The sequence below is a fragment of the Aeromonas bivalvium genome, from assembly GCF_000819765.1.
Taxonomy (GTDB): domain Bacteria; phylum Pseudomonadota; class Gammaproteobacteria; order Enterobacterales; family Aeromonadaceae; genus Aeromonas; species Aeromonas bivalvium.
Window position 1 is genome coordinate 82,132 of sequence record NZ_CDBT01000010.1, and the last position, 15,038, is coordinate 97,169.

A 15,038-nucleotide genomic window follows, 5' to 3' on the forward strand; every position below is an offset into this window, starting at 1 on the left:
CCATCCTTTGGCTATTTTTTGGTAAGAATCACCAGTCATTTTATAATTATGGTCACAAATCCTGTCAATGCCTGAATAAAGAAGGTGCAAATGCCGCACTACATCAGGGCGACATGAAACACCGATCAATAGACGAGGGATAGCATGATTATCGGTGTACCTGAAGAAATAAAAAACCATGAATATCGCGTAGGCATGGTTGTGGCCAGTGTACGTGAACTGACAGCATGAAACCATACCGTTTTCGCCCAAAGCGGGTCGGGAAGCCCTGCAGGCTTCATCGGCGCAGATTATCACGCTGTCGCTGGCGCGATCCCGGCCTTCCCTGCCTATGTTTTCGCCATCCTTAGGGGCAACCAAGATCGGGCAATGGAAGGCACCATGCCGCACCGTTTCGCCCACGCGACCTTGGGCCCCAGAGGCCGGCGGCGGCGCCATCATCCTCGGGTCAGAGGCAGGGATCTGTCATCGGGGTGGCCTCGCCCTGGGGGCCTCCCTCACCCGGAGCGCCGCGCGCATGTCTATGCAAATGGCCATCCATCAGTCAGCCCCTCATCAAAGAGCAATATGCTGGCTGGCACGCCCCAGGCCCCATGGCCTGAGTATCGAGACCCCACAGACCGTCTCTGGCCACTGTGTCGGCAGGCGCCTTGCCAGCCCGGGCAGCACTGCGCCAGGAGTTGTCATCCGTGCCCGGATCAGCGCCAGGGTACAATCCCATGACCCAGCTCAGGGCGGCCAAGGAAAGCCCCTATGAGTGCACCGCCATATGGTCACGCTTCATTCCCCTCGCACGGCGCAGGCCATGGCAATACCGCCAAGCAGGGACACAGACGAGCGGTCCCCATCCGTTGACAGGCGGCCCCATTTCCATTGCGCCATAAGAGGGGCGACTCCCTGACCTTGAACCCGCCCCTCCCCTCTTCCCGGCAGTGCGAGAGCCCGAGGGCAACCGAGTCGGTAAAGATGCCGTCCGGGCGATTGGGACAATCGGCACGCCGCCCTTTGACCCCGGATCACGAATTCCCTACAATCGCGCAAACTCATTACCTCTCGGAAATCACACCATGAGCGAAGTCATTCACAGCAAATTGCTGATCCTGGGTTCAGGCCCCGCGGGCTACACGGCCGCCGTCTACGCCGCCCGTGCCAACCTCAATCCACTGCTCATCACCGGCATGCAACAGGGTGGCCAGCTGACCACCACCACGGAAGTGGAGAACTGGCCGGGTGATCCGGAAGGGCTGACCGGTCCGGCACTGATGGAGCGCATGAAGGAGCACGCGGAGAAGTTCGAGACCCGCATCCTGTTCGATCACATCAATGAGGTCTCCCTGACCCAGCGTCCGTTCCGCCTCAAGGGTGACAGTGGTGAATACAGCTGCGATGCCCTGATCATCGCCACCGGCGCTTCCGCCAAGTACCTGGGGCTGCCCTCGGAAGAGGCGTTCAAGGGCCGCGGCGTCTCCGCCTGCGCCACCTGCGACGGCTTCTTCTATCGCAACCAGGAAGTGGCCGTGGTCGGCGGCGGCAACACCGCCGTGGAAGAGGCGCTCTACCTGGCCAACATCGCCAAGAAGGTACATCTGATCCACCGCCGCGACGAGTTCCGCGCCGAGAAGATCCTGATCAAGCGCCTCAACGACAAGGTTGAGAGCGGCAATATCGTGCTGCACACCCACCAGATCCTGGACGAAGTGCTGGGTGACGACATGGGTGTCACCGGGGTTCGCCTGCGCAGCACCCGGGACGAGAGTACCTCTGAACTGCCGCTGATGGGGGTCTTCATCGCCATCGGCCATCAGCCGAACACCCAGATCTTCGAAGGCCAGCTGGCCATGGAGAACGGTTATCTCCAGGTGCGTGGCGGCCTGCAAGGCTTCGCCACCCAGACCAGCATCGAGGGGGTCTTTGCCGCCGGCGACGTGGCCGACCATGTCTACCGTCAGGCCATCACCTCGGCCGGCACAGGCTGCATGGCCGCTCTGGATGCCGAACGTTTCCTCGACGCCCAATAAGCGCGAGGTGATAAAGGGCATGCCAATTGGCATGCCCTTTTTCTTGCAAGTCCGATAAAGCGAAGAGAAGCAGGTGGCCTGGCTGGAGGTCGGGTGATGGACTATGTGATGCAGGTCCCACGCCCTGCAAGATACCGTCGCTCCGGCGCATCGCCTCTACCTCAACCAGGGGATCGAAGTGCTGGCACGGGATGATCCGCGCACCTCGCGACCGCAAGCAGCAGCTCGCCATCATCGTCATCTCGGTATCGAACAAGCACGGCCTCTCTAGCCTGCCTCAAACAGCGGGGGCAATCACTTTTTCAACCAGCCCTTTGAAACAGAAAAGCTGCTGTGCAGAACCAGCCACCATCTGAAGACCCTTCCCACAGCCATGTCGTGTAGCGCAGCCCGTCACCCCTTGCGGCGGCAGCCGGGTAATTCTTCCCTCACTGCCTGTCTCTGCTTGCCCCGTCAGTAGGTCTTGTCGACCCGCACCCCGTCATCAAAATAGAGGATCCGCACCTTGTCCCCCTGGGCGAAGACCATGGCCGAGTCAAAATCCTGGATCACATTGACCAGCGCCCCCTGATCGCTGCGAATGAGCAACTCCACCAGCTTGTTTTCAACCACTTCGCCGCCGGACTGGTAATATTGCGCGGCCCCGGCACCCGCCAACGCCCCCACTGCGGTGGCAATCTCCCGGCCATGACCGCCGCCAAACTGGTTGCCAATCAGGCCGCCGATCAAGGCACCGCCCAATGTCTTCCAGCCCGACTGCGCCGACTCGATCACCTGGCGCTGAGTGATGTTGCGCATCGTATCCACCTGGCCAAATACCACCTGGTTGACCGGCCGCGCCGTATTGCGCTGGTACACCTCGGCACCGGCCTGCGCCGTGACAAAGCACAGCAGGCTGGATACTATCAGGATAATGGCCTTCATCTACGAAACCCCTCGATGCTATGTCTTGCTACCTGACCCAACTGGATGATGAGCCGAACCGGTTCCCCCACCCCAAACACGCGCTGGATGAGCCCAACGGCCTGCTGGCGATCGGGGGGGATCTGTCTGCTCCCCGTCTGCTCGCAGCTTATCACAACGGGATCTTCCCTTGGAATGAACCCCATCAGGCCCTGCTCTGGTGGTCACCGGATCCCCGCGGGGTCCTGATCCCATCACGCCTGCATGTCGGTCGCAGTCTGCAGAAATTTTTACGCCGCCACACCTTCGATATTTCCATCAATCGTGCCTTTAATGAGGTGATCACGGCCTGCGCCGCCCCCAGGCCCGGCGCCAGTGGCACCTGGATAAGCGATGAGATGATCGCCGCCTATCAGACACTCCACCGCCTGGGCCACGCCCACTCGGTGGAGGTGTGGCAAGATGGTCAGCTGCAAGCCGGCCTCTACGGCATCGCCGTCGGGCGTCTCTTCTGCGGTGAATCCATGTTCAGCCGGATCGACAACGGCGCCAAAGTCGCCATGTGGGCACTGTGTCGTCATTTCGAGTGCCATGATGGCGCCCTCATCGACTGCCAGATGCAAAACCACTTCCTGGCCACGCTGGGCATTGAGGAGTGGCCTCGCAGCCACTTCCTCTCGGCACTGGCGACGCTGCGACAACAAGTGCTCCGTGAGGGGTGCTGGCAAGCGAGGTTCATCAACCTATGACAGAAGAAGTGATCCTCAAGGTCGGCCTGACCCCCAAGCATGCCTGCAGCTATCTCGAACATCAGCAGGAGCAGTTGCTGGTGCTGATGGATAATGAACTGCTCAACGCCAATGGCTACGAGCGCCTGCTCACCGCCGGTTTTCGGCGCAGCGGCAACGACATCTATCGCCCCCATTGCCCCAGTTGCAGTGCCTGCCAGTCGCTACGCATCCACAGCGAGCAGTTTGTCCCCAGCCGCAGCCAGAAACGAATCTCGCAACAGAATCAGGATCTCAACCTGGTGCTGAGCTATGACGACAAGCCCGAGTATTACCAGCTGTACGAGCGCTATATCCGCCAGCGTCACCGGGATGGCAGCATGTATCCTCCCAGCCGCAGCCAATACAAGGGGTTCCTGCATTGCGACTGGATGCCACCCCTCTACCTGGAGATTCGTCTGGACAACCGCCTGATCGGGGTCGCCGTCACCGATCTCCTGCCCCACTCCCTGAGCGCCATGTACACCTTCTTCGATCCCGAATTTGCCGATCGCTCCCTCGGTACTTTTGCCATCCTGAGTCAACTGGATCTGGGGCGTAGAACCGGGCGCCACTGGCTCTACCTGGGGTACCAGGTGGAAAAATGCCGCAAGATGAAATACAAGAGCCGCTTCCTTCCCCATGAGCGTCTCATCCAGGGTGAATGGAAAAATATCGTCACCAGGCCCGAGTAAACTTTACACATTGGCTTAAATCCGGCATGATCCAGCGGATTTTTGTTGTGGCTTATCAAGAGGATTCAATGGCTAAAGAAGACAGTATTGAGATGCAGGGCACTATCTTGGAAACCCTGCCCAATACCATGTTCCGTGTGGAACTGGAGAATGGTCACGTGGTTATCGCTCATATTTCCGGCAAGATGCGCAAAAACTACATTCGTATCCTGACTGGAGACAAGGTGACAGTCGCTCTGACTCCCTACGATCTCTCCAAGGGTCGTATTGTTTTCCGCTCTCGCTAAGCCAGGAATTCAGCAAAAAACCCCAACCTGATGGTTGGGGTTTTTTGTCGTTTCATGGCGTTTGATCAGTGGGACACGGCTTCAACATCGACCTGAAAATCGAAGCTGAGGCTATCATTTACCCTCTCAACCTTGACGATACCCCCATCGACCAGTGAGCCAAACAGGATCTCATTGGCCAGGGGTTTCTTGAGGTGTTCCTGAATCACCCGGCCCATGGGTCTGGCTCCCATCGCCCTGTCATAGCCCTTCTCGGCCAGCCAGTGACGGGCTCCCTCCGAAATCTCCAGAGACACGCCCTTGGCATCCAGCTGGACCTGCAATTCAACAATGAACTTGTCGACGACCTGGTAGATCACCGCCATATCCAGGTGATTGAACCAGATGGTATGGTCGAGTCGATTGCGAAACTCGGGGCTGAAGGTCTTGTTGATCACCTCCATGGCATCATGACTGAGATCCTGCTGTTGGAAGCCGATGGACTTGCGCTGGGTCTCCTGTACGCCGGCATTGGTGGTCATCACCAGAATGATGTTGCGAAAATCGGCTTTTCGACCGTTGTTATCGGTCAGGGTCCCGTTGTCCATCACCTGCAGCAGCAGATTAAACACATCCGGGTGCGCCTTCTCTATCTCATCAAGCAGCAAGACCGCATGGGGATGCTTGATCACAGCGTCGGTCAGCAGCCCCCCCTGCTCAAAACCAACGTAACCGGGAGGAGCCCCGATCAGGCGTGACACCGTGTGCCGCTCCATGTATTCGGACATATCGAAACGCAACATCTCTACCCCGAGCGCCTTGCCCAGCTGCTGGGTCACTTCCGTCTTGCCCACACCGGTCGGGCCGGCAAACAGGAAACAGCCAACAGGGCGGTGTTCATTGCCCAGGCCGGAGCGAGCGAGGCGAATGGAGTCCGTCAACACAGAGATAGCCTTGTCCTGGCCGAACACCACCATCTTGAGGTTACGTTCCAGATTCTTGAGCACCTCTTTATCGGAAGAGGAGACCGATTTCTCCGGGATCCGCGCAATTTTTGCCACGATAGCCTCAATTTCGGCCACATTGATCACTTTTTTACGCTTGCTCGCCGGCAGCAGCCGCTGACCCGCCCCCGCTTCGTCGATCACGTCGATGGCTTTGTCAGGCAAGTGACGATCGTTGATATATTTCGCCGAAAGCTCGGCCGCCGCGCGAATGGCCTTGGCGGTATAACGGACGCTATGATGCGCCTCATAGCGACTCTTGAGCCCCATCAAGATGCGGGTGGTGTCATCTATCGTGGGCTCGACGATATCGATCTTCTGGAAGCGGCGCGCCAGTGCGCGATCCTTTTCAAATATCTGGGCATATTCCTGATAGGTGGTCGACCCCACGCAGCGCAACAAACCATTGGATAGCAAGGGCTTGATGAGGTTGGCCGCGTCCAGCTGGCCACCGGAGGCAGCTCCCGCACCTATGATGGTGTGGATCTCGTCGATAAACAGGATGGCCCCTTCCTGGCGCTCGATCTGCTTGAGCAATACCTTGAGGCGCTTCTCGAAATCACCGCGATACTTGGTACCTGCCAGCAAAGAGCCCATGTCCAGGGAATAGATGGTGCTGTCGGCAATGACCTCGGGCACATCTCCCTTGACGATACGATAGGCCAAGCCTTCGGCTATGGCCGTCTTGCCGACACCCGCCTCTCCGACCAGCAGGGGATTGTTCTTGCGACGACGGCACAATACCTGGATGGTGCGGCTCAGTTCCTGATCCCGACCAATGAGAGGATCGATCCTCCCCTCCAGTACCAGCTGGTTGAGATTGGTGGCAAAACTTTCAATCTGGGCGGCAGAGACCTCGTCGTCCGACTCGGCACTATTGGGCGGAGAGTCAGGCTTGCTGTCCTTACGGACCCCATGGGAGAGAAAGTTGACGACATCCAGCCGGCTGATGTCGGCTTTCTTCAGGAAATAAGCGGCTTGGGATTCCTGCTCGCTGAAGATGGCGACCAATACGTTGGCACCACTGACCTCGGTATGGCCCGAGGATTGCACATGGAATACAGCACGTTGCAGTACACGTTGGAAGCCCAGGGTGGGTTGGGTCTCCCGATCCTCGTCATCGGCAGCGATCAGCGGGGTCGTCTGGCTGATAAAGGCACCGATCTCCTTGCGCATCTGTTCCACATCCGCACCACATGAACTCAAGGCCTCATGGGCTGAGCTGTTATCCAGCAGGGCTAACAACAGGTGCTCGACGGTCATGAATTCGTGACGCTCATCTCGAGCGAGCTTGAAAGCCTCGTTCAGCGTCTTCTCTAACTCTTTGTTCAACATAGGCACCTCCCCTCAGTACAGCAACAATGTGGTGTCGTCTTGTCATCACGTCATGTCGTTTAGGCCTTTTCCATCGTACATAGCAGTGGATGTTCGTTATTACGTGAATAGGTGTTGACCTGGACCACCTTGGTCTCCGCTATCTCGGCGGTGAAGGTGCCACAGATCCCTTTACCACTATAATGCACACTTAACATGATCTGGGTTGCCTTCTCCAGATCCATCCGGAAGAACCGCTGCAACACCTCGACCACAAACTCCATCGGGGTGTAATCGTCGTTATTGAGCAGCACCTTGTACATGGGCGGTGGCTGCAACTTGGTCTTCTCAGACTCGGCAATCTCTTCATTAACAAAGAGTTCTTTTTGCTTACTCATGGCTGTGCTTGGGTACCTCTAGATTACTACCGTCCGCCGTCATGCTGTCAATAGAGTTGTTAACTGGATCACAGGGCTTGTTAACAACTTCTTGACTCGACTCTCAGTTGGACTAAATTGGTTACTTGCTAATCGGCGCCCCACCATTATTGGGTAGATATAGCTAGTTATAATGGGCTGGCGCAGGTTACTCAACGACTTCAGGGTAATCAATAAAAGGATGTAGAAGTATGGCAACCGGAACAGTCAAGTGGTTCAACAACGCAAAAGGATTTGGGTTTATCTGTCCGGAAGGGGGCGGTGACGATATCTTCGCCCACTACTCCACCATTCAAATGGAAGGTTATAAGACGTTGAAGGCGGGCCAGGCCGTGCAGTTTGAACTGCAGCAGGGTCCGAAGGGGAATCATGCCGCTGTTATTGTGCCAAACGAAGCGCAAAACATCTGAGTCAGGATGGATAAATAAAAAATCCGGCCTGATATCAGGCCGGATTTTTTATTTATTGCCAGAAAGGGTCTCAAAGGGGCCTTATGTGCTGGGGACATCCCTCTTGCAGCCTGTCTTGGGTCTATGGCTGTTGCCACTGCGCACACAAGTGCTGCAGATAGCAAAAAACCGACCCTGAGGTCGGTTTTTTTCAATTTGGCGGTGAGGGAGGGATTCGAACCCTCGATACGTTGCCGTATACACACTTTCCAGGCGTGCTCCTTCAGCCACTCGGACACCTCACCAAATTTTGGCCTGTGGTTTAACGTGTTCAGCCAACACGGTATTCACTGCGCTGTTGCGCTGGAACGGGGCGTAATTTAGGGGAAAGCCGCGCGCCCGTCAACGGCTTTCTGCCCACCTGACGACTGACCGCCCGATTAATGTACAGAGCCAGGTTCAACCACCATCTCCGGCAGATTGAGGAAGCCCAGGCGCTCGCACTCGGCAACCACTTCATGGGTGGCGGCGATGGTGCTCTGGACAAACAGGATGAACTGCTCGACGGTGAGACCCGCCTTGGTAAACACGGTATGCCCCACCACCAGGCGCGGCAGGTTGTCATCTATGATGTCGAGAAACACCTTGAGGGACGGGTACTGCATGTTGAGCCGACCGAGTTCGGCCACCAGAGGCAACAGGGCCGAGGGGCGAACTTCCAGCTCGGAGGAGAACAGCAGCCCCTCCTCCTCGACGAAGACGCGGCTCTCCTGAATGCCCTCCACGGACTGCAGGGAGACGATGTGGATGCCATGGCATTGATCGCAGACATAATGTTCGATGCGAGCCTGCTGCAACCAACGCATTATCATTTCGGAGCTGGGTGTATTCATCATGACGTTTCGAAACTCTGGATAGCGAGGGGCGCAGTCTAAACCAATTTGTGGCCAACCTGAAGCAGAGGCCCTCCCCTGCTGTGTTTGCGCTTCTTTTTGACACGAACAGTACCTTATACTCAGCCCACCCAAACGCCCGCCCTCCACCGAGTCACCATGACCATCCAAGAGAAATATCGCCTGCACCTCAAGTCGCTCTCCGACGAGCTGCTGGTGCTGCAAAAGCCGATCCGCATCTTGGACGCGATCAAGTGGCCTCATCGCATTGGCCATGACTTCCTGGCCAAGGGAGGGAAAACCCTGCCCGCCATTGACGCCGACTTCTATCAGCGGCTGGCCCTCGGTTTCGATCCGCGCAACAAGTACCTGGAGCTCAAGGAGCTCAGAGACAGGATCCGCAGGAAACTCGGCCCCAATGACGAGCTTGGCCGCATCCTCCAGGCCAACGTCGATCAATACATGGTGGTGATAGAGATGCTGCGCCAGCGCGGCCAACCTGACTTTTTGCGCTACAGCCAGCACCTCTATGGCTCGGCCCGGGACCACCTTCGCGGCGATCGCAAGACCCTGCGCGAGCTGGGGGAGCGATTGTGCGACATCTTCTCCCTGCCCGGCGCACGCCACCTGGTGCGCCCCTATCCCAAGGAGTTCGAGGGGCAAGCCGCCGTCGATCGGCTGCAGGAGAAACTGTCCGGTTATTTTCGCGACGGCCAGGTGCAGGTCAAGCTGAGCGATGGCATCGTCTCGGACGCCGCCGCCGGGGGTGATTACATCAAGCTCAGCAGCCATGCCCGCTTCTCCGAGCTGGACTTGCAGGTGCTCGAGGTCCACGAGGGCTGGGTGCATGTCGGCACCACCCTCAATGGCCGCCAGCAACCCTATGCTACCTGGCTGAGCGCCGGCTCGCCGCGCATCACCGCCTGTCAGGAAGGGTTGGCTGTGCTGATCGAGACGCTCACCTTCAGCTCTTTCCCGGATCGGGCCAAACGCATCTCGGATCGGGTCATGGCCATCGACATGGCCGAGAATGGCGCCGATTTCATCGAACTCTATCGCCACTTCTTGGACAAGGGAGCGAGCGAGCATGATGCCTACAAGATCACCCAGCGAGTGTTTCGAGGCGGCATGGTGGCTGGTGGCGCCTGCTTCACCAAGGATCTCTCCTACGTGAAGGGCTATGTGGAAACGGTCAACTTCATCCGCAGCGCCGTGTTGGAAGGGGTCCCCGAGATACTGCCCATGCTGTTTGTGGGCAAGGTGACCCTGGACGACATCCCTGTGCTCTATCAGCACTATCTGGAGGGACTGATCGCCGCCCCCCGATACCTGCCTCCCATGTTTCGCGATCTGACCGGTCTCTACGTCTGGTTCGGCTTCGCCTCCGGCATGTCGCTGGTCGACATCGGCCGGGTCCAGCAACACTTTCGGCAGCTGTTCCACCGCCTGCCGGTGGCGGATCCCATCATCACCCCGGTCGATTGCGAATTTGATTGAGCCAAGCTGGCCAAATCATCGGGCGCCCGCGCAATAAAAAAGGCCCAATAGGGCCTTCTTTACCTCGTCGCGTCGAGCGCCTCAGCGAAACGCCTGGCCAATCAGATAATGCTTGCGGCACAGGGAGACATAGCGGGCATTGCCCCCAATTTCCACCTGGGCGCCGTCCCGCGCCACCTGGCCATCGGCATTGACCCTGGCATTCATGTGCGCCTTGTTGCCGCACCAGCAGATGCTCTTGAGCTCCTCCACCTTGTCCGCCAGACAGAGCAGATGGTACGAACCGGGAAACAGCTCGGCACGAAAATCTGTCTTGAGCCCGTAGGCGATGACGGGGATGTCCGCCTCGTCCACCACCCGCGCCAGCTGATAGACCTGCTCCTTGGTGAGAAACTGCGCCTCGTCGACGATGAACACATCGATGGGCTGTTCGGCATGACGTGCCTTGACCATCTCGAACAGATCGCAGCTGTCGCTGAACACTTCTACCTTCAACTCCAGACCGACCCGGGCGCTGATCACCCCGAGCCCGAACCTGTCATCGATGGCCGGCGTCATGGCGAGCGGGTGCATGCCGCGTTCGAGATAGTTGAAGTGCGCCTGGATCAGCTGGGTGGACTTGCCCGAGTTCATCGCGGCGAATTTGTAGTGTAATGAGGCCATGCTTGCTCCGATGCCAATTGATGGCGCGCATGCTAACGCAGGGAAGGGTCAAAAACAAAGGGGCCCGCAGGCCCCTCGTCATGCATCAGACGGTGACAGCCGTCTTCTGGTTTGCTCTGAGATAGAACAGGGTCACCCCGATGAACCAGGCGCAGCTGACCACCAGGCCGACGCCAACAGATTCAGTCATCCCCAGCGCCAGATAACCGGCGGCAGCCCCGACGGCGATGGTCAGCGCATAAGGCAGCTGGGTCATCACGTGATCGATGTGATGGCAACCGGCGCCGGTGGAGGAGAGGATGGTGGTGTCCGAGATAGGGGAGCAGTGATCCCCAAACACGGCACCGGCCAATACCGCAGAGAGCATGGGCAGCATCATGCCGATCTCGCTGGCGGCGGCCATGTCACCGGCCAGGGGCAACATGATACCGAAGGTACCCCAGCTGGTGCCGGTGGCGAACGCCATGGCGCCGGAGAGGCAGAACATCACCACGGGCAGCAAAGAGATGGGCAGGCCGCTCTGGGCCAGTGAGGCAAGATACTTGCCCGTCTCCACATCGCGGATCACGGCGCCAATGGCCCAGGCAAACACCAGAATGTAGATGGCGGGCAGCATGGCCATGACGCCGTGCTTGATGACCTCGAGCCAGGTGCGCAGGGCCAGGCCCATGCGCAGGGTCAGCACCACGGCCACCCCGAGGCCACACAGGCCGCCATTGACCAACGACGCCCCGACATCGGTATTTTCAAACGCGCCCAGCACCCCGAATGGCAGCCCCTTTTCTGCCAGGGCGGCGGCGCCGGAGGCCATCATGAAATAGACGGTCGACGCGGTCAGGGTCAGGATGGGCAGCACCAGATCGAGCACCCGACCACGGCTGGAGACGGGCAAGTCCCCGCTGCTGCCAGGAGGCACGCCCTTGGCCGGATCCCACAGCTGCCCCTCGAGCGCCCGTTGCTCATGACGACGCATGGGGCCAATGTCGAGCTGGAACGCGATCACCACCAGCACCATGGCCAGGGTGAACAGGGCATAGAAGTTCATCGGTATCATCTGCACGAAGGCGGAAATGGGGCTCTGATCCTGGATGCCATGGGCCGTCAGAATGCCGCCGATGAGGGCGATGATATAAGCCCCCCAGGACGAGATGGGCATCAGCACGCAGACGGGAGCCGCCGTGGAGTCCAGCAGATAAGCCAGCTTAGCGCGGGAAATATTGAAGCGATCGGTCAAGGGGCGGCAGATGGTCCCCACCGACAGGCTGTGGAAATAGTCATCGATGAAAAACAGGAATACCAGCAGCCCGGTCAGCAGCTTGGCGCCCCGCCGGTCTTTGATGCGTGCGGCGGCCCATTCGGCGAACGCCAGGGTCGCCCCCGAGACCGTCAGCAGGCTGATGATGCCTCCCAGCAATAGCAGGAACAGCAGTATGTTGACGTTCCAGCCATTGAGTGCGCCGTCAGACCAGACGATCCCCTTGGCAACCTGACCCAGGTACTGGGCGCTGGCCAGGGGGGCAAACTGGTTGACCAACAGGCAGCCCAGCACGATACCCACTCCGAGGGAGAGCAGCACCTTGCGGGTGGTCACGGCCAGCGCGACGGCCGCCAGGGGGGGAATGAGGGACCACGCCGAATCGGCGTAATGGGTAATGTCCATGATCTCTTGGCACCTATAACGAATAAGGTGGAGATCTACCGAGAGGATAAAGAAGAAAACGAGCCCGTGAGGGGTGACTCCTCCGCCCCTTCAGTAGCGCTCCATAGTGATTGACTATGGCAGTACTGCACCTGTTCGATGCAATCCCAGCGACCCTGCATGATGGCGTGATCACTTCGGCGCTGACTCCTTTCTCCATGCGTCGCAGGCATCACCCTCGGCATGAATAGTTATAGGCAGCGCGCCTCTACTTAAAAGGTATTCGGCGGGTATTTTATCGTGCCGCTATTTTATATCAAGTTTTTTGATTGAATACTCATTCGAATCGATATCTCCCCAGAAAAACCAGTACAAGACTTCATCCTGGTGGCGAGTGGCGAGATTTTAGTCTGATGACTCCTCCTTCAGGCCCCTGTAGCCAATTAACACAGCGACAGAGAGAGAAAATAATGTTCCAGAACCTTATGACTTGATTATTAATTATCGCAGCTTGACTTAATGACACCCTGACGTATAAATTACCTGAAAATAGCTATTCATATTTATCCCTTTTCTTGCTCGCATGGTAACCACTATGACTGAATTTTTGAAAGTATTGCTGAATATCCGTAGCCTGCGTGCCGCTTGCCGTGAGCTGACTCTGGAACAACTGGAAGAAGGGTTGGAGAAATTCTCCGCCATCGTTGCCGAACGTCAGGAAGATGAGGCTGCAGATCGTCAGGCTCGCGAAGAGCGTCAGCGTAAAATCAATGAATATACCGAAATGCTGAAAGCCGCAGGCATAGACCCGGCGGAATTGGTCAGCGCGGCCCCCAGCGCAGAGCCGGCAAAAGGCAGCAAGCGTGCGCCGCGCCCTCCCAAGTATCGTTATGATGACAACGGGGTTGAAAAAACCTGGACCGGTCAGGGCCGTATGCCTTCCGCCATCGCCAAAGCCATCGAAGAAGGTAAATCCCTGACGGATTTCGCCATCTGATAGGGTCAGGCCAAGTCATTAAAAAAACCCTCGCGATGCGAGGGTTTTTTATTGGTCACGGCAGCAACATATCCCTACCCTATTACCTGTCCGCAGCCTTGACCCAGCACACTTCGGCCCTGCCCTCCTGGCGCAGCACGAAGCGTGCCAGGGTAAAGAACCAGTCACTGAGCCGGTTGACATATGGGATGACGGCAGGGTTTATCTGCTCCTGTTCGCTCAAGGTCAGCAATTGCCGCTCGCAGCGGCGGGTGAGGGTTCGCACCACATGAGCCTGGGCCGCCGCCTCCGAGCCGCCGGGTAAAATAAACTGGCGCAAGGGAGGCAACTGCGCACTGTAATGGTCTATCTGGGATTCCAGCCGCGCGGTCCAGCCCTCATTGACTTGCCAAATAGCGCTCGACTGCGCCTCGCTCGAAAATGCCAGTTCTCCCCCAAGATCAAATAACTCCTGCTGAATAAGGGTCAGATCGGCTAATAGTTCAGGATGTGAATCGGCTATTTTTGCAGCGAGCAGACCTATATGAGAATTTAATTCATCTATATCGCCATAACTGGCCACGCGCTGATGATTTTTGGCGATGCGGGTCGCGTCAGCCAGACGGGTCATCCCCTTGTCCCCTTGCCGGGTATATATTCTCATCCTGATATCCTGTCGATGATGGGCACTATCATGGTTTCGAGCCCATTTAATTTGATTTCATAGGCCAATGCCAGGGATTGGCCCAGTGAACCGGCCGGGAACCCGCTCCTGGCCATCCATACCAGATAGGGCTCGGGTAAATCGATGATCCGCCTGCCACGATATTTCCCGTAGGGCATGGAATTGGCAAGGGTCAGCAATATCTGCTCGTCGGCCAGGGGGGTCATTTAATCGATATCCAGATATTTATGAGTCTGAATAGAGAGGCGCCAATTACGCTCGATGCAGACCGCCATGGCCAGCTCGGTTGCCCTGGGTTTCTGGCTGATGGGTTGCAGGGCAATGACCACATCTTCCCGCAAGCTGGCACTGGCCAGCAAGGCGTCCAGCTCCTCCACATGGCGCATCATGGCCACAGGATGCTTGATTTCGTTGGCCCGTGCCAGGGCGCCAGGCAAGACACTCAGGCCACCCTGCATGCCGATCTTGGGCGAAACGGTCACCCAGGTGGCCGGATGGGTCAGCACCTCGCTGGTGCCGCTGGTCTCGATCTGGAGCTGATATCCGGCCTGATGCAGGGTCTCGCTCAGCTCGGTGAGATCATAAAGACAGGGCTCCCCTCCCGTGATCACCACGTGTCTGGCCTTGTAGCCAAGCTCGGCAAAGCTGGCCACTATCTGGGCACTGCTCATTCCACTCCAACCATCGGACTCATTAGAACAATTGAGTACCTGGCTGATGGGCACCTCTCGCGCCGGATCGACCACCCAGGTGTGACGTGTATCGCACCAGGGACAGCCAACCGGGCAGCCTTGCAGCCGCACGAAGATGGCGGGCAGGCCGGTGAAGACCCCCTCCCCCTGGATGGTTTGAAAAATCTCGTTTATCGGGTAGTGCATCATAAAACGACGGT

Annotated in this window: 16 protein-coding genes, 1 tRNA gene, 1 pseudogene and 1 riboswitch; of the genes and pseudogenes, 8 read left to right on the forward strand and 10 right to left on the reverse strand. The window is 57.8% G+C overall.

Going from position 1 to position 15,038, the window contains the following annotated elements:
- Positions 1–1,067: 1,067 nt before the first annotated feature.
- Positions 1,068–2,018 (forward strand): thioredoxin-disulfide reductase, encoded by a 951-nt coding sequence (trxB, locus tag BN1119_RS03905; RefSeq protein WP_041994209.1) that lies wholly within the window; start codon positions 1,068–1,070, stop codon positions 2,016–2,018.
- Positions 2,019–2,076: 58 nt separating this feature from the next.
- Positions 2,077–2,382: pseudogene (locus BN1119_RS20835) on the forward strand (hypothetical protein); the annotation flags it as partial.
- Positions 2,383–2,471: 89 nt separating this feature from the next.
- Here the strand turns inward: BN1119_RS20835 and BN1119_RS03910 are convergent.
- Complete coding sequence (locus tag BN1119_RS03910; protein WP_041994212.1) at positions 2,472–2,942, reverse strand: glycine zipper 2TM domain-containing protein; 471 nt, start codon at positions 2,940–2,942, stop codon at positions 2,472–2,474.
- A 20-nt stretch (positions 2,943–2,962) separates the two neighbouring features.
- Here BN1119_RS03910 and aat point away from each other — a divergent pair, with 20 nt between their 5' ends.
- The 3 genes from aat to infA all read left to right on the forward strand — a co-directional run bounded on the left by aat (position 2,963) and on the right by infA (position 4,670).
- Positions 2,963–3,670 (forward strand): leucyl/phenylalanyl-tRNA--protein transferase, encoded by a 708-nt coding sequence (aat, locus tag BN1119_RS03915; protein WP_041994215.1) that lies wholly within the window; start codon positions 2,963–2,965, stop codon positions 3,668–3,670.
- On the forward strand, positions 3,667–4,383 hold the full coding sequence (locus BN1119_RS03920) for an arginyltransferase (RefSeq protein WP_041994218.1): 717 nt from the start codon (positions 3,667–3,669) through the stop codon (positions 4,381–4,383). Before aat ends, BN1119_RS03920 begins: the two co-directional genes overlap by 4 nt.
- Positions 4,384–4,451: 68 nt before the next feature.
- On the forward strand, positions 4,452–4,670 hold the full coding sequence (gene infA, locus BN1119_RS03925) for a translation initiation factor IF-1 (protein WP_005300033.1): 219 nt from the start codon (positions 4,452–4,454) through the stop codon (positions 4,668–4,670).
- 65 nt (positions 4,671–4,735) lie between these two features.
- On the opposite strand, the gene clpA is transcribed toward infA, so the two are convergent.
- Entirely contained in the window at positions 4,736–6,988 is a 2,253-nt protein-coding gene (clpA, locus tag BN1119_RS03930) for an ATP-dependent Clp protease ATP-binding subunit ClpA (RefSeq protein ID WP_041994221.1), read from the reverse strand.
- Between the two features lie 59 nt (positions 6,989–7,047).
- Complete coding sequence (gene clpS, locus BN1119_RS03935) at positions 7,048–7,365, reverse strand: ATP-dependent Clp protease adapter ClpS (RefSeq protein ID WP_041994230.1); 318 nt, start codon at positions 7,363–7,365, stop codon at positions 7,048–7,050.
- 230 nt (positions 7,366–7,595) lie between these two features.
- On the opposite strand from clpS, the gene cspD reads away from it, so the two are divergent.
- Positions 7,596–7,814 carry a cold shock-like protein CspD gene (gene cspD, locus BN1119_RS03940; protein ID WP_041994233.1) on the forward strand — a complete coding sequence of 73 codons (219 nt, stop codon included), beginning with the start codon at positions 7,596–7,598 and terminating at the stop codon, positions 7,812–7,814.
- A 196-nt stretch (positions 7,815–8,010) separates the two neighbouring features.
- Here the strand turns inward: cspD and BN1119_RS03945 are convergent.
- Positions 8,011–8,098, reverse strand: a tRNA-Ser gene (locus tag BN1119_RS03945).
- A 135-nt stretch (positions 8,099–8,233) separates the two neighbouring features.
- Positions 8,234–8,689, reverse strand: a complete 456-nt coding sequence (locus BN1119_RS03950) for a type III secretion system chaperone family protein (RefSeq protein ID WP_084205273.1) — start codon at positions 8,687–8,689, stop codon at positions 8,234–8,236.
- A 156-nt stretch (positions 8,690–8,845) separates the two neighbouring features.
- On the opposite strand from BN1119_RS03950, the gene BN1119_RS03955 reads away from it, so the two are divergent.
- The gene (locus tag BN1119_RS03955; RefSeq protein ID WP_041994240.1) at positions 8,846–10,183 is read left to right on the forward strand and encodes a flavohemoglobin expression-modulating QEGLA motif protein; all 1,338 of its coding nucleotides are present in this window, start codon (positions 8,846–8,848) and stop codon (positions 10,181–10,183) included.
- Positions 10,184–10,264: 81 nt separating this feature from the next.
- Here BN1119_RS03955 and BN1119_RS03960 read toward each other — a convergent pair whose 3' ends face one another.
- Entirely contained in the window at positions 10,265–10,846 is a 582-nt protein-coding gene (locus tag BN1119_RS03960; protein WP_041994243.1) for a thymidine kinase, read from the reverse strand.
- 85 nt (positions 10,847–10,931) lie between these two features.
- Positions 10,932–12,506 (reverse strand): Na+/H+ antiporter NhaC family protein, encoded by a 1,575-nt coding sequence (locus BN1119_RS03965; protein ID WP_041994246.1) that lies wholly within the window; start codon positions 12,504–12,506, stop codon positions 10,932–10,934.
- A gap of 86 nt (positions 12,507–12,592) precedes the next feature.
- Positions 12,593–12,764, reverse strand: a riboswitch (Lysine riboswitch).
- 316 nt (positions 12,765–13,080) lie between these two features.
- On the opposite strand from BN1119_RS03965, the gene BN1119_RS03970 reads away from it, so the two are divergent.
- Positions 13,081–13,482: an H-NS family histone-like protein gene (locus BN1119_RS03970; RefSeq protein WP_041994249.1), complete on the forward strand. Its 402-nt coding sequence runs from the start codon at positions 13,081–13,083 to the stop codon at positions 13,480–13,482.
- An 82-nt stretch (positions 13,483–13,564) separates the two neighbouring features.
- On the opposite strand, the gene BN1119_RS03975 is transcribed toward BN1119_RS03970, so the two are convergent.
- From BN1119_RS03975 to queE, 3 genes are read right to left on the reverse strand one after another with little or no spacing between them, the layout of a single operon-like run.
- Complete coding sequence (locus BN1119_RS03975; protein WP_041994252.1) at positions 13,565–14,125, reverse strand: cob(I)yrinic acid a,c-diamide adenosyltransferase; 561 nt, start codon at positions 14,123–14,125, stop codon at positions 13,565–13,567.
- Positions 14,122–14,352 carry a DUF3820 family protein gene (locus BN1119_RS03980; RefSeq protein WP_041994256.1) on the reverse strand — a complete coding sequence of 77 codons (231 nt, stop codon included), beginning with the start codon at positions 14,350–14,352 and terminating at the stop codon, positions 14,122–14,124. Before BN1119_RS03980 ends, BN1119_RS03975 begins: the two co-directional genes overlap by 4 nt.
- Positions 14,353–15,024, reverse strand: coding sequence for a 7-carboxy-7-deazaguanine synthase QueE (gene queE / locus BN1119_RS03985; RefSeq protein ID WP_041994516.1), 672 nt, complete (start codon positions 15,022–15,024; stop codon positions 14,353–14,355).
- Positions 15,025–15,038: the final 14 nt, after the last annotated feature.